This window comes from Acidovorax sp. FG60 (assembly GCF_057808995.1).
In genome coordinates, this window is the sequence record NZ_JBMDJC010000001.1 from 114263 (window position 1) to 128257 (window position 13995).

The window sequence follows — 13995 nt, forward strand, 5'->3', positions numbered from 1 at the left end:
GGCGGGTGTTGCATCCCGGTTTGCGCCGGGGCTGTTGCTGTATGACTGCCCGCCTTTTGCTGGTGGACGACCACAACCTGTTTCGCACCGGGCTGCGCCTGATCGTGCAGGACCACCCCCGCGTGGGCACGATTGCCGAGGCGGGCTCGATTGCCGAAGCCTGCGCACTGCAACTGGCCGATGCCGACCTGGTGCTGCTGGACATCCAGCTGCCCGGCATGAGCGGCCTGGATGGGCTGCGCCTGTTGCGCCAGGCCTGCCCCCGGGCGCGCATCGTGCTGGTCTCGGCCAGCGTGGCGCCCGATGCGATCCATGAAGCGCGCGCCCGTGGCGCCGATGGTTTCCTGCCCAAATCCGCCAGCGCCGAAGACATCCTGGAGGCCATTTCGTGCGCCTTGTCGGGGCAGCCGTGTTTTCCGATCAACAGCGGCAACAGCGCCACCACGCGCGGGCCGGACACGCCGTCGCTGACCGCTCGCCAGCTCGACGTGCTGTCGCTGCTGTGCACCGGCAAGCCCAACAAGGTCATCGCACGCGACCTGGGCCTGAGCGAAAACACCGTGCGTGTGCACGTGGCGGCCATCTTTGCGCAGCTGGGCGTCAACAGTCGCAGCGCCGCCTTGCTGGCGGCCCAGCGCCTCGGCCTGTCCACCCCCCAGCTCCATGACTCCCTCTGAGGCCCTGCCGGTGCAGCCGGATGCCGCCCAGCCCCCCACCCGCTGGGGGTGGCCGGCGTGGGAGCGCGATGAGGTGCTGCGCGAGCAGGTGGCCCTGCTGCGGCACAACTTTCCGATGACGCTGCTCGCGTCGCTGGCCACCGCGCTCGGCACGTTGTGGGTCATGGCGCGGGTGGCCGAGCCCCAGGCCATCACGGTGTGGCTGGTGTCCCACGCACTCGTGGTGGCCGGGGTGTACCTCACGCTGCGCAGCATTGCGCCTTTCACCGACCCGGCGCAGCAGGCGGCGCGCAAACTGATCGCCTGCATGTCCGCCATGGGACTGAGCTGGGGCAGCCTGGGGTATGTGGTGCTCTACTGGGGCACCCCCGAAAGTGTCATCTACGCCATCGGCATCATCAGCACAGTGTCGTCGGGCGCACTCGGGCTGGGGGCCCCGCTGTACCGCGCCTATGTCACCTACCTCACCTGTGCCATCGGCGGCGTGATGATGGCGGTGGCGCTGGCTGGCGGGCCTGTGATGTGGCCCGCGCTGTTTCTCACCGGTGTCTACTATGCGCTCACGGGCATGCAGGCGCGCACCGCCGACCGGGCCACACGGCGCAGCATTGCGCTCAAGCTGGAAAACGACCGGCTGGTGAACCAGCTGCGCGCCGAATCGCAACGCGCCCTCGCGGCCCAGGAGGCCGCCGAGAAGGCCGACCGCGACAAATCCCGTTTCCTGGCCGCTGCCAGCCACGACCTGCGCCAGCCCTTGCACGCGATGAGCCTGTTCCTCGAATCGCTGCAGCGCAGCCCGCTCAACGACCACCAGCTCACCGTGCTCGGGCATGCCCATGCCGCCTCGGGCGCGGCGGCCGAGATGCTGACCACCCTGCTCGACTATTCGCGGCTGGAAGCCGGTGTGGTGAAGGTGCGACCCGATGCCTTTGCCGTGCAGCCGCTGCTGACGGCGCTGGAGCAGGAGTTCGGCGTACAGGCCGACACGGCGGGGCTGGTGTACCGCACGCGGGAGACTTCGGCAGCGGCCTTTGCCGACCGCTCGCTGGTCGGGCTGGTCATGCACAACTTCATCTCCAACGCGCTGCGCTACACCGCCAAAGGCGGTGTGCTGATTGCGTGCCGCACACGCGGCAAGCGCCTGGCGCTGGAGGTCTGGGACACGGGGCCGGGCATCCCCCGGAGCCAGTGGGACAACATCTTCAAGGAGTTCCACCAGCTCGGAAACCCCGAGCGCGACCGCCGCAAAGGTCTGGGGCTGGGGCTGGCCATCGTGCAGCGACTTGCGCGCGAGATGAACACCTCGGTCGAGGTGCTGTCGCAGCCGGGGCGGGGTTCGGTGTTCCGGCTGTGGCTTGACCGATGGCAGGGTGCGCTGGAGGACGACACCGCGCCTGCGCCCGATACCATCAGCCTCGTGGGCCTGAAGGTGCTGGCCATTGACGACGATGAGGCCGTGCGCCTCGGCATGCAATCGCTGCTGCACAGCTGGGGCTGCCAGTGCATCACCGCAGAGTCGAGCGCCGATGCGCTCGAATGCCTGGAAGACATCACACCCGACATCATCATCACGGACTTCCGCCTGCGCCACGAAGAGACCGGCAAGCAGGTGCTGCAGGCCCTGCGCGCCTACCTGGGCACCAGCGTGCCCGCCATCATCATGACGGGCGACACATCCCCCCAGCGCCTGCGCGATGCGCAGTCCACCTCGGCCCTGCTCCTGCACAAGCCGGTGTCCACCGGCCAGCTGCGCGATGCCATGGTGCAGCTCATCACCCAGCCGCAGCCCGTGCCACCGGACAGCATGCCGCAGGACGACGACGAGGGGACGGCTACAACCAGCGCCGCAGCATCCCCATGACCTGGTCAAACCGGGCGCCATAGGGAGGGTAGAACAGCGAGCCCATGGACCAGCGCGACTGCACCAGCACCGACTTCTGGTGGCAAAAACGCAGGAAGCCTTGCTCGCCGTGGTAGGCACCCCAGCCGCTGTCGCCCACACCACCAAAGGGCAGGTTGTCGTGCGCAATGTGCATCAGCGTGTCGTTCACCGTCACGCCGCCGCTCACGGTGCGGCGCAGCACATCGTCGCGCACGGCCTCGCTCTGGCCAAACCAGTACAGCGCCAGCGGGCGCGGCCCGGCATTGATGTGGGCGATGGCATCGTCCAGCCGTTCGTAAGAGATCACGGGCAGGATGGGGCCAAAAATCTCTTCCTGCATGAGCTGCATCTGCGACGTAGCGCCAAACACCAGCGTGGGCAGCATCTGGCGGCTGGCGCCGTCGCCCAGGGTGCCCACCGTGTTCACAACGGGCTTGCCAGCAGCGGGGTCAATGGTCTGCACTTCGGCCCCCTGCGTCTGTGCCTGCTGCAGCATGGTGCGCAGGCGGGCGTGGTGGCGCGGCGTGATGATGGAGGCGTAGTCAGCGTTGCCCTCGATGGTGGGGAACAGCCGCGCTACCGCGGCCCGGTAGGCCTGCGCAAACTCGCCCTCGCGGCCGCGCGGCAGCAGCACATAGTCGGGAGCAATGCAGGTTTGCCCCGCATTGAGCAGCTTGCCGTGCGCAATCTTGAGCGCCGCATCCGCCATGTCGCAGTGACCATCGATGATGCAGGGCGACTTGCCACCCAGCTCCAGCGTGGTGGGTGTCAGGTTCTGCGCCGCCGCCTGGGCCACCTTGCGGCCCACAGCGGTCGAGCCGGTAAACACCAGATGATCGAACGGCAGGGAGGCAAACAGGGCCGAAAGGTTGGCATCGCCCTGCACCACACAGAACTCGTCGGGTGAAAAAAACTGGGCCACCAGCATCGCCAGTTGGGCCGAGGTGTGGGGTGTCAGCTCGCTGGGCTTGAGCATCACGCGGTTGCCCGCCGCCAGCGCCGTGATGGCGGGCGCCAGGGCCAGCTGCACCGGGTAGTTCCACGGGGCAATCACGCCCACAACGCCCAGCGGCTGGCGCTGGATGTGCGCACTGGCGGGCTGCAGGAAGATGGGCGTGCGAACCTTGCGGGGCTTCATCCACTTTGCCAGGTGACTCAGCGTATGCGACAGCAGGGTGCGCAGCACAAAGAAGTCGGCCACCTCGGTCAGGCGCGGAGAACGCATGCCAAAGTCGGCCTGCACGGCCGCTGCCAGCACCGGGCCATGCTCATTGAGCATCTTGGAGATGCGCAGCAGCCGCTCGCGGCGCACCAGCAGTGGCACATCCACATGCGCTCGGCTGGCCTGGCGTTGAAGATCGAAATGGGCGTGGATATCGGCGGGTGTCATGGTTGGATCATAGAAGACACCCCGACAGGCGCGTCACGAAAAAAGCAGAGGCGACACCGGTGCAGGCTCCCTGTGGCTCCGCACTGGATGGGGCATGGTGCGGGGCAGCGCCCGGTCAGGAGCGCCCCCTTCAGCGCACTTCGCGCGCCTCTACGTCGGTGACCTCAGCGGCGCCAGGCAGGATGCCACCTCGGCGCGATGCTGCGGTCTCTTCGCTGGCGTCAGGCGCCGCTGGCGCGGCGCCACGGCGGCCTGCGGACCAGCGCTCGGTAGAGCGAAACACCGTGCTGAAGCCCGTGCGCGGGTCCATGCGCATGACCCACGGGGTCACGGGGCGGCCAGTCAGGCGAGCCCAGCCCGCGCGCAACGCCCAGACCAGCGCGAGCACCGTCACCGCCACCAGCAGGCTGGCAAACAGCACCAAGCCCATGGCGACGACCACTACCCGCAGCAAAAGGCGCACAACGCCCGCAACAAAATCATTCAAACGTCACCTCTCCTTCACATCTGGGAAGAGGGGAAAAGGGGTTACCCCTTTTCCCCTGGTCCCGATCAACCCTGCGGCGCGGCGCTGAACTGGAACACCCCCGGTTCCAGCACCGGGTTCACGCTCACAGCGATCACGCTCTTGGGAGGGAACTGTCCTTCCAAGAGCAGCTTGGACAGCGGGTTCTCAATGCGCTGCTGGATCGCCCGCTTGAGCGGCCGCGCACCAAACACCGGGTCGAACCCCACCTTGGCCAATTCTGCCAAGGCAGCATCGGACACCTGCAACTCCAAATCCATCTTCGCCAGCCGGGTTTGCAGCAGTTGCAGCTGGATCTTGGCGATGGAGGCGATGTGCTGCGCATCGAGCGCGTGGAACACCACGGTCTCGTCGATGCGGTTCAAAAACTCGGGCCGGAAGTGGTTCTTGAGCTCGCCCCACACCGCTTCCTTGATGTCGTCCGAGTCCTGCCCCACCATGGCCTGGATCAGGTGCGAGCCGATGTTGCTCGTCATCACGATCACCGTGTTCTTGAAGTCCACGGTACGACCCTGTCCATCCGTCAGGCGGCCATCGTCCAGCACCTGCAGCAGCACGTTGAACACGTCGGGGTGGGCCTTTTCCACCTCGTCGAGCAGCAGCACGCTGTAAGGCTTGCGGCGCACGGCTTCGGTCAGGTAGCCGCCCTCCTCATAGCCCACATAGCCGGGCGGTGCACCGATCAGGCGGGCCACCGAATGCTTCTCCATGAACTCGCTCATGTCGATGCGGATCAGGTGGTCTTCGCTGTCGAACAAAAAGCCCGCCAGCGCCTTGCACAGCTCGGTCTTGCCCACGCCCGTGGGGCCGAGGAACAGGAACGAGCCCGTGGGCCGGTTGGGATCAGACAGGCCCGAGCGCGAGCGGCGGATGGCATTGGCCACCGCAGCAATCGCCTCTTGCTGGCCCACCACACGCTCGTGCAGCTTGGTCTCCATCTGCAAGAGCTTGTCCTTTTCGCCCTGCATCATCTTGGCCACGGGAATGCCAGTGGCGCGGCTCACCACCTCGGCGATTTCCTCGGCGCCCACCTGCGTGCGCAGCAGGCGGCGCGCGGCAGGGGCGCCGTCCTTGCCCGCCTCTTGCGCCTGCGCTTCCTTCAGCTGCTTTTCCAGCTCGGGCAGCTTGCCGTACTGCAGTTCGGCCACCTTGTTGAAGTCGCCCTTGCGGGTGAACTCCTCGATCTGGAACTTGAGCTTGTCGATGGCCTCGCGCACATGGGCGCTGCCCTGCGCCTGGGCTTTTTCGGACTGCCAGATTTCGTCGTAATCGGCGATTTCCTTTTGCAGCTTGGTGATCTCTTCCTCAATGAGCGCAAAGCGTTTTTGCGAGGACTCATCCTTCTCGCGACGCACCGCTTCGCGCTCGATCTGCAGCTGGATCAGGCGGCGGTCGAGCTTGTCCATGACCTCGGGCTTGGAGTCCATCTCGATCTTGATCTTGGACGCCGCCTCGTCGATGAGGTCAATCGCCTTGTCGGGCAGAAAGCGGTCGGTGATGTAGCGGTGGCTCAGCTCGGCGGCAGCCACGATGGCCGGGTCGGTGATGTCCACGCCATGGTGCACTTCGTACTTTTCCTGCAGGCCGCGCAGGATGGCAATGGTGGCTTCCACCGTGGGCTCGCCCACCAGAATTTTTTGAAAGCGCCGCTCCAGCGCTGCGTCTTTTTCGATGTACTTGCGGTATTCGTCCAGCGTGGTGGCGCCCACGCAATGCAGCTCGCCGCGCGCCAGGGCGGGCTTGAGCATGTTGCCCGCATCCATCGCGCCTTCGCCCTTGCCCGCGCCCACCATGGTGTGCAACTCGTCGATGAAGACGATGGTCTGGCCTTCATCCTTGGCCAGCTCGTTCAGCACGCTTTTGAGGCGCTCTTCAAACTCGCCACGGAACTTGGCGCCTGCGAGCAACGCAGCCATGTCGAGCGACAGCACGCGCTTGCCCTTGAGGCTCTCGGGCACCTCGCCCGCCACAATGCGCTGGGCCAGGCCTTCAACGATGGCGGTCTTGCCCACGCCGGGCTCGCCGATGAGCACGGGGTTGTTCTTGGTGCGGCGCTGCAGCACCTGGATGGCGCGGCGGATTTCATCGTCGCGCCCGATCACAGGGTCGAGCTTGCCCATGCGGGCTCGCTCGGTCAGGTCCAAACAGTATTTGGCCAGGGCGCCGCGCTGGCCTTCGGCCTCGGCGCTGTCCATCTTCTGGCCGCCGCGCACGGCCTCAATCGCAGCCTCCAGGCTCTTGCGCGTGAGGCCGTTGTCCTTGGCGATCTTGGCGGCTTCACCCTTGCTGTCGATCACGGCCAGCAAAAACAGCTCGCTGGCAATGAACTGGTCGCCGCGCTTGATGGCCTCTTTCTCCGTGGCCTGCAGCACGCGGCCCAGCTCGGGGCCGCCCTGCACCTGGTCGTTGCCCTGTACCTGGGGCAAACGCTTGACGGCGGACTCCGCCGCTGCCAGCAGGCCGGGCACGTTGGCGCCCGCACGCTGCAGCAGCGCCTTGGGTCCGTCGTCCTGCTTGAGCATGGCCACGAGCATGTGCACGGGCTCGATGTAGGCGTGGTCGTTGCCCAGCGCAATGCTCTGTGCATCGCTCAGGGCTTCCTGGAACTTGGTGGTGAATTTGTCGAGACGCATGGTGGATGTCCTCCGAATTGCGCTGCACTTGGGGCAAATCTTCTGGAATTTCAAGACGACGCCCCAGCGCAGGCCTTGCGCCAGATCAATCTTCGCCCAGGCGCCCTGATGCCTTGAACCGATTCATTTGATCACCGCCGGCTCAGACCGCCTGCGCCGAGCCCGCAAAGCAAAAAAGCGCAGGCGGAACACCGCCTGCGCTTTTTTTAGGGTCCGCGAGAAATTACTTGGCGGGAACGACGATCACGGTATCGCCCTTTTTGCCATCGGCTCCAGTATCGCCCGTGGCACCGGTAGCGCCAGTGGAACCCTTGGCACCGTCATAACCGGGAGCACCCGAAGAACCGGTAGCGCCAGTGGCACCCGTTTCGCCCGCAGGGCCTGGAACGGCCACCGTGGCACCGGTCGAGCCGGTTGCGCCCGTGGCGCCAGCAGGGCCTGCCGGGCCCGGGACCACGACCACGGGGGCAGTAGCGGGAGGGGTCACAACCGTTTTCTCGCAAGCGGCAAGACCAAAAGTAACGATAAGTGCAGCGAGCAGCAGGGATTTTTTCATGGGAAGCCTTGTAGGAGATGAAGCGCACGCGAAGATGAAACTGTGCGGAGAGTTTCTTTCTGGCTGCAACTGTGGCGTTCAACAGTCACTGCCAGCGGTAGCGCTAATTTATCGATGCCCCCCCTGCCGCCTTGTAGGACGGCCCGACGACTGCTTGTGGTTCCTGGCGATGCCTCACCGCAACCCAGTGAGCCGACGAAGTCCTGGTGCAGCCGAAACCTTCCATCCGCCCCATGCACAATCACTACAAAATTTATAGCTGCTAGCGCTTTACCAATAAGCGCTAGCAGCCAATTTTGCTCAAAATCTTGTTTGAGCCACCGCTCCAACAAACCGCGCAGACGTGCGTCGGCCGCCCCGCAACGCCAGCAACCCCAGCAGCGCGGCCAGCCCACCCAGGCCCCAGGTCGACAGGGTGGGGATGGCCGCCGGGCTGGGCGCCACCAGCACGGGGACCACCGGGTCGTTGATGGTGCCGTCCTGCGCGCCAAAGCTGTCGTCGCCCCAGCCACCGTCCGTCACGTCGTAGGTCACGGTGTTGCCGCTGATCTGCAGGTTCACGGGGTCGTAGTAGCGGCTGGACAAGGGGCTGTCGGGTGTGGGGCCGTACTTCTTCACCGTGAAGCCCGTGAGGTCTGGAAAGGTCACCGCCACACGCACCGTCTCACCCGGCTGGCAGTTGATGAGCCGCAGGCGGAACGCCCCGTGCGGCATAGTGGCGCCGGGGTACGGCGCCGGTGCCGCCACCGGGCCGGTGCCCGCCAGATCCAGCTGGCAACCCGCGCTGCCATCCACCACGCCCACGTTGACCGGCCCCGACCCGGTGTTCGTGGGTGTGGGTAGGGTTTCAAAACGCGCCTGTACAGTGCAAGCGGCCGTCACCGCTGCCGTGGTGTAGGTGCTGCCCGCCAGCGTGCCGCCGCAGCCCGTGACGGCCGCAATGCGGTAGCCCGCAGCGGGCGTGACGGTGAAGGCGCCCGTTTGGCCTTCGGCCACGTTGACGGCCCCAGCCGGATTGATGCTGCCGCCCGCCCCCGCTGTGGCGGTGACCGTGTGCAGGGCGGGTTGACTCCGTTCCACGGTGACGGTGTAGGTGCGCCGGGCCACGCCGTTCTCAGCCACCACGTCCACCTGGATGACATTGGCACCGACCGCCAGCGGCAGCGGCGCAGTCGCCATTCCGCTGGTCACCATCACACCGTTGACCGTGATGGATGCCCCGGCCTGGGCCGCCACCGGTGTCAGCGACAGCTGGGCCACCCCATGGGGCACCGTGGCGGTATACGCCGTCACGCCACCGGCAAATGCCGGGCTGAGCGCCCCCTGCGACAACGCCAGCGACGCGAGCGCGGCATTGGGGGATGGCGAGGCATTCACCAGCACGGTGATGCCCCCCAGACCATTGGCGATGGCAATGTCCAACAGGCCGTCCCTGTTGAAGTCGGCAACCACCATCTGCTCGGGCGTGCCGCCCACAAACCGCAGGAGCGGCGCACCCAGCCCACCGGGGGCGCCCTGACCACGCACGATGGCAAGCTCGCCCGAAGCTGCGTCAGCGGCCACCAGATCGGGCGCGCCATCGCCATCAAAGTCAGAGGCGGCAAGAACGCTGGCAGAGATTCCCGCGCCGTAGGTGCCGATCATGCTCAGCGCCTGCCCGGGCGCGGCAGCCAACGAGGCAATCTGCACTCCTGCGGATGCAAACACCCCTGCCCGGCCCGTCTGGCTCCAACCGGCAATCGCGCTCAGGGCGCCTACGCCCGCCGGCACATAGACGGGATCGCCCGGATACGAGGCTGAGGACAGCGAGGTGCCCACGGTGCCCACGGACGTTGCGGCCACGATGTCGGCACGGCCGTCCTGGTCGACATCCAGCGGGGCAAACCCCTTCACGTCATCCCACGACGCCACATCCAACATTTCGATGGAGCCCTGCGGGCTCACGCCGACCCACTGGATGCCTTCGTAAACACCTGCCGTCTCTGGCGCCCACACGGCCGCGTACGCGGGGTAGCCAGCCCCCCGGAAATTGCCAATCACCACTGACCGCGGGGCCAGGCCAATGAAGGACCGCTGCCCGGCCACCGTGAAGGTGCCCCGGCCATTGCCGAGGAAGACCATGATCGTCTTGTCAACCTCGTTCACCACGGCCAGGTCCACATGCCCGTCCCCATTGAGATCGCCAGCAGCCACGGATCCCGCGCCCGCACCGGCATCAAGCCGGGTGCTGAATTCAAATCCACCAGCACCATCGCCACGCATGATCCAGACAGCATCATCGTCACGGTGCGTCACGGCGACGTCGGCGCGCCCGTCTTCATCAAAATCGGCGACGGCTATCGACTGGGTGTAACGCTCTGGGATTCCGTAGGCACGTGCTGCAGCGAATCGGCCCGCGCCGTCTCCCCGCAGGTTGGCCAGGTAGCCACGCTGGTCGTCCAGTACAACGATGTCTGGATGCCCGTCGCCACTGAAGTCCGCCACTGCCGGGGGGCTGGCAGATTCGCCCACCGGGTATTCCAGCCCCTGGGCACTGAATCCGCCGCCGGCAAGGCCCGGCACAACCACCACCGTGCCGCTAAAGCGGGACAGCACCACGTCGGCCCGGCCATCGCCCGTGGCGTCCACGATCTGCCCGCCGCTGAAGCGCCCAAAGGCAGGGCCCACCCCTCTGCGCGAAAAGCCACCCTGCCCATCTCCGAGCAGGAGGACAGGGCTGGCGGAGGTGTTCTGCACAAGTGCCAGGATGTCCAGGTGGCCGTCGCCATTGGCATCCCCTGCGGCCACAAACGGGACGTACTCGTCACCGGTCACGCGCTGGGCCGCCGCAAAACCGCCCGCGCCATTGCCCAGCAGCAAAAACACACCGTCGCCCGACCCCGCAACAATGTCCACATGACCGTCCTCGTTCCAGTCGCCCGAAACAACATGGCGCCCTGCAACACCCAAACCGATGTCAGTGCGGGGGCGACCGTCAAACCGCCCGTCACCATCACCCCACAAGACGGAGACGCCTTTTTGCGCCCCGGAAAAGACGGCAATGGCCAGGTCGAGCCGCCCGTCACCGTCGAAATCCGCCACTGTCAGATCGCGCGGATTGAGCCCCGCACCAAAAGTAACCGGAGCAGACAAACCACCGCTGCCATCCCCCAGGTGAATCGTGGCGGTTCCGTTGTTGAAGCTGGTCACGGCAACATCCAGATGCCCGTCGCCATTGAAATCCGCCGCCGCCACGCCATAGGGAGCAGAGCCCACGCTGAATGCTCCCGCCTCGGAAAAACCTGCAACCCCGCCTGTGTTGAGCAGGATCTTGACGGTACTGCCCAGGCGATCCACCACCACGAGGTCGGGCCGGCCGTCTTCATTGAAGTCTCCCGTCGCCATCTCACTGGGAAGCCCACCCAGGCGCAAACTGGTCGCGGCCCCGAAAGCCAGATCAGCACGGGCCTGCCCAGAGACCGCCAGGCACAAACCGACGACGGCCAGGCTCAGCCTCCACGCGCGCCACAGCGCTCGTGCTACAGATTTCATGAAGAATTCCTCCCTGTTTAGGCCCTATCTGGGCAGGAGGCGATTCTCGAAATGGACGTGGCTGCGCACAAGTCCAAACATTGCATGGATGTGAATGACGTGCCCGGCAGGATGCGTATCCGCAACGCCGCAGGGCGCCCGCTGCAGCGACTGTCTAGGCGTTGTTCGCCACAATGCCCCAGCGCGCCAGCGCCGCGTCGTCAGACACGCGGGCATCCACCCAGCGCGCGCCCTGGGCGGTTTCTTCCTTCTTCCAGAACGGCGCCTGGGTCTTGAGGTAGTCCATCAAGAACTCGCAGGCCTGAAAACTCTGCCCCCGGTGGGCACTGGTCACCGCCACCAGCACGATCTGGTCGAGCGGCTGCAGCAGGCCCACGCGGTGGATCACGCGGGCGCCAAAAATATCGAAGCGCCGAAAGGCCTCGTCCACCATGGCTTCGATGGATTTTTCGGTCATGCCGGGGTAGTGCTCCAGCTCCATGGACGACACCTGGTCGCCCTCGTTGCGATCCCGCACTGTGCCCACAAAGCTGCACACTGCGCCGATGCCTTTGTTTTCGCGGCGCAGCGCAGCGACTTCGGTGGACAGGTCGAAGTCCTCGGTCTGGATGGAAACGCGGGGCAGGGTCATGGCAAAAAACTCTCTACGGGGCGTGTGGAAGTCAGACAAAAAGAGTCTTCAGGGCGAGCGGTGCAACCGGGGCGCGGCCAGCAGGGCACGCTCTTCTTCCACCACCTTGTTCAACTGCGCCAGTGCGGGCGACGGAGGCAACTGGGCCAGCAGGGTCTGCAGGCGCGTGACGTCACCGACGGTGGGCGCGACCTTGATCTGTGCGATGGCGGCGGGCAGGTTGCCGCCCCGGACCAGCGCCAGCACCTTGGCGGGCCATTCACTTTTGTTGCGTGCCATAAATAGGTCAAAAGGTTTGTCTGTACGATTCGCCCGCACTGTACCCGCACTTGCTCGCACCACAGCCACCCCTGCACCTTAAGCCCATGGCCACACAAACGATTCAGACCGCTCACTACAAGCTCTACCCGTCCCCGCGCAACACGGTCCGCAACGTGTTCGAGCACCAGGTGTTCGTGCCCCACCCCTACGCCCTCATCGACCTGGATGTGATGGAGCTGGCGGGCAAAACCACCCTGTTTGGCGCCTGCCGCCTGTCGGACATGAAAATGGGCCAGGTGGTGACCTTTGAGCTGGCGTCCGACCAGGCCAAGTTCGAGCGCCTGTTCACGCCGGACTGAATCAGCAACCCTGCACCGCAACACGCCCCATGGACCTGCAAGAATCCTTCGAGGCGCTCGACTCCCGAGCCCCGGACACCTATGCCCAGGCCGTAGAGGCCTATTGCGACGGCATTCTGCGGCTGCACTGGAACGAGCGCCTCATCAACAAGATCTTTGGCCGGGCACTCCAGTCGCATGCGGCGGGGCGGCTGGTGGTGCAGCACTACCAATGGCAATTGCGGGGGGCCCCCCGGCCCACACTGGCACTGCTGCAGCGGCGCATGCCCGGGGGCGCGCGCACGCTGGCCACGTTCTTTGCGGTGCTGCGCCTTGCCGGTATGGTGGCGGTGGACATTGACCCCGACGACCGCCGGGTGCGCTACCTGGTGCCCACCCCCCGGCTGCTGGACGGCCTGCGCACCTGGGTGCGGCACCACCTGCACTGCGCCGAGGCCCTGGGCGCCCTGCCCCCAGGCCATGCACAGCGGCTGGACAGCGATACGGACTACTTTGCCGCCTTTCTGGCCGGGGCCGACCACATCCTGGATCGCCTGGCCGAAACCCGGGGCCGGTTTGGCGGCTGGGACTGGTTTGACCAGCGAGACGGCGGTGGCCGTATTGCCATGCTGCTGTTGCGCGAACACTGCCGGGTGCACCGCCCTGGAGAAGAAGGGTCCACGCCGTTTCCCCTGCGGGCCAGCGAGCTTGCGCAGCGCCTGGGTTTTTCGCACTCGCATGTGCGCAACCTGGTCAATGAAGCCACAGCGCAGGGCCACCTCACCCAGGACGCGCCCCGGGGCCTCGTCGCGCTCACACCCCGCTTTCAGGCGGAGCTGCAAATCTGGCTGCAGCACCTGCTGGGCTGGTTTGCAGAGACAGCGGCCATGGCGCAGCACCACCTGCAAGCCCGCTCACAAGCACCCACGCACAATAAGGCCGCTGGTGTGCACAACCCCTGACTGCACCGCTCTGGCGGGCTTTTTAACTGCCCCCGAACCGCGCCCACCACCCAACAAGCCATGTACGACGACAACCAGATCCACGTGCCGCCCTCCTTCATGGCGGTGTACACCGACACCCGAGGGCGCCTGACGGAAAAGGCGGACGGCGTGCGCGCCCGCTACGAACTGTGCGAAGACCTGGCAGGCCACCTGGTGGAGCACGCGCAGACGCTGTACCACGTGCAGGCGCCTTCCGAGACCGAGATCCTGCAGCGCATCCACGTGGGGCTGTGCACGGCCGAATCTGGCGTGGCGGTGGCCGAAGCGACATGGATCGTCACCCGGCTGGCCGAGCTGCTGGTGTGGCAATGCCCCGTGCTGGTGCCGCCGCAGCCTGAATCTGCAGCCGACGCGGCCCAGCCACCGCAGGCAGGCTGACCAACCTTGGGACACGGTGGGCGCTTGGCTATACTGCGGCCCATGTCCACGCACACCCCCTTTGCCATGACCGCCGCACTTGCGGTGGCGTTGCAGTGCGTGGGCAAAACCAAAAAACCAGAGCTCATCTGACCGGAGCTGTGGTTCCGTCCGGATGAGCGACGGAACCACCTGGTAGAGAAATTTCC

12 protein-coding genes are annotated in these 13995 nt (G+C 66.0%); 5 read left to right on the forward strand and 7 right to left on the reverse strand.

The window, feature by feature from the left end; all coding sequences use genetic code 11:
- Positions 1-41: 41 nt before the first annotated feature.
- Positions 42-677, forward strand: coding sequence for a response regulator (locus ACODS0_RS00535; RefSeq protein WP_055393190.1), 636 nt, complete (start codon positions 42-44; stop codon positions 675-677).
- Positions 664-2538, forward strand: a complete 1875-nt coding sequence (locus ACODS0_RS00540; protein ID WP_488832007.1) for an ATP-binding response regulator — start codon at positions 664-666, stop codon at positions 2536-2538. The genes ACODS0_RS00535 and ACODS0_RS00540 overlap by 14 nt, the downstream gene beginning before the upstream one ends.
- Here ACODS0_RS00540 and ACODS0_RS00545 read toward each other — a convergent pair.
- The 7 genes from ACODS0_RS00545 to ACODS0_RS00575 all read right to left on the reverse strand — a co-directional run bounded on the left by ACODS0_RS00545 (position 2510) and on the right by ACODS0_RS00575 (position 12105).
- Complete coding sequence (locus ACODS0_RS00545) at positions 2510-3949, reverse strand: coniferyl aldehyde dehydrogenase (RefSeq protein ID WP_488832009.1); 1440 nt, start codon at positions 3947-3949, stop codon at positions 2510-2512. The genes ACODS0_RS00540 and ACODS0_RS00545 overlap by 29 nt on opposite strands.
- A 130-nt stretch (positions 3950-4079) precedes the next feature.
- The gene (locus ACODS0_RS00550) at positions 4080-4436 is read right to left on the reverse strand and encodes a hypothetical protein (RefSeq protein WP_488832012.1); all 357 of its coding nucleotides are present in this window, start codon (positions 4434-4436) and stop codon (positions 4080-4082) included.
- Between the two features lie 65 nt (positions 4437-4501).
- Complete coding sequence (clpB, locus tag ACODS0_RS00555) at positions 4502-7108, reverse strand: ATP-dependent chaperone ClpB (RefSeq protein ID WP_488832015.1); 2607 nt, start codon at positions 7106-7108, stop codon at positions 4502-4504.
- 223 nt (positions 7109-7331) lie between these two features.
- On the reverse strand, positions 7332-7664 hold the full coding sequence (locus ACODS0_RS00560) for a YajG family lipoprotein (RefSeq protein WP_121420727.1): 333 nt from the start codon (positions 7662-7664) through the stop codon (positions 7332-7334).
- 300 nt (positions 7665-7964) lie between these two features.
- Positions 7965-11195 (reverse strand): IPTL-CTERM sorting domain-containing protein, encoded by a 3231-nt coding sequence (locus tag ACODS0_RS00565; protein WP_488832018.1) that lies wholly within the window; start codon positions 11193-11195, stop codon positions 7965-7967.
- Between the two features lie 154 nt (positions 11196-11349).
- Positions 11350-11826: a molybdenum cofactor biosynthesis protein MoaE gene (locus ACODS0_RS00570; RefSeq protein WP_218300580.1), complete on the reverse strand. Its 477-nt coding sequence runs from the start codon at positions 11824-11826 to the stop codon at positions 11350-11352.
- 48 nt (positions 11827-11874) lie between these two features.
- Positions 11875-12105 (reverse strand): hypothetical protein, encoded by a 231-nt coding sequence (locus ACODS0_RS00575; protein ID WP_055393176.1) that lies wholly within the window; start codon positions 12103-12105, stop codon positions 11875-11877.
- Positions 12106-12191: 86 nt separating this feature from the next.
- Here ACODS0_RS00575 and ACODS0_RS00580 point away from each other — a divergent pair, with 86 nt between their 5' ends.
- Genes ACODS0_RS00580 through ACODS0_RS00590 form a run of 3 tightly spaced genes read left to right on the forward strand, consistent with a single transcriptional unit; the run spans position 12192 to position 13807 of the window.
- Positions 12192-12446, forward strand: coding sequence for a hypothetical protein (locus tag ACODS0_RS00580; RefSeq protein ID WP_055393174.1), 255 nt, complete (start codon positions 12192-12194; stop codon positions 12444-12446).
- A 29-nt stretch (positions 12447-12475) separates the two neighbouring features.
- Complete coding sequence (locus ACODS0_RS00585) at positions 12476-13387, forward strand: hypothetical protein (RefSeq protein WP_121420730.1); 912 nt, start codon at positions 12476-12478, stop codon at positions 13385-13387.
- A gap of 60 nt (positions 13388-13447) precedes the next feature.
- Positions 13448-13807, forward strand: coding sequence for a hypothetical protein (locus ACODS0_RS00590; protein WP_218300578.1), 360 nt, complete (start codon positions 13448-13450; stop codon positions 13805-13807).
- The last annotated feature ends 188 nt before the right edge of the window (positions 13808-13995 follow it).

Excerpts from the sequence above, each read along its gene's own strand:
- ACODS0_RS00575 (WP_055393176.1), bottom strand. The coding sequence starts at position 12,105 with ATGGCACGCAACAAAAGTGAATGGCCCGCCAAGGTGCTGGCGCTGGTC.
- ACODS0_RS00580 (WP_055393174.1), top strand. The coding sequence starts at position 12,192 with ATGGCCACACAAACGATTCAGACCGCTCACTACAAGCTCTACCCGTCC.
- clpB (WP_488832015.1), bottom strand. The coding sequence starts at position 7,108 with ATGCGTCTCGACAAATTCACCACCAAGTTCCAGGAAGCCCTGAGCGAT.
- ACODS0_RS00560 (WP_121420727.1), bottom strand. The coding sequence starts at position 7,664 with ATGAAAAAATCCCTGCTGCTCGCTGCACTTATCGTTACTTTTGGTCTT.
- ACODS0_RS00565 (WP_488832018.1), bottom strand. The coding sequence starts at position 11,195 with ATGAAATCTGTAGCACGAGCGCTGTGGCGCGCGTGGAGGCTGAGCCTG.
- ACODS0_RS00540 (WP_488832007.1), top strand. The coding sequence starts at position 664 with ATGACTCCCTCTGAGGCCCTGCCGGTGCAGCCGGATGCCGCCCAGCCC.
- ACODS0_RS00590 (WP_218300578.1), top strand. The coding sequence starts at position 13,448 with ATGTACGACGACAACCAGATCCACGTGCCGCCCTCCTTCATGGCGGTG.
- ACODS0_RS00535 (WP_055393190.1), top strand. The coding sequence starts at position 42 with ATGACTGCCCGCCTTTTGCTGGTGGACGACCACAACCTGTTTCGCACC.
- ACODS0_RS00570 (WP_218300580.1), bottom strand. The coding sequence starts at position 11,826 with ATGACCCTGCCCCGCGTTTCCATCCAGACCGAGGACTTCGACCTGTCC.
- ACODS0_RS00545 (WP_488832009.1), bottom strand. The coding sequence starts at position 3,949 with ATGACACCCGCCGATATCCACGCCCATTTCGATCTTCAACGCCAGGCC.
- ACODS0_RS00585 (WP_121420730.1), top strand. The coding sequence starts at position 12,476 with ATGGACCTGCAAGAATCCTTCGAGGCGCTCGACTCCCGAGCCCCGGAC.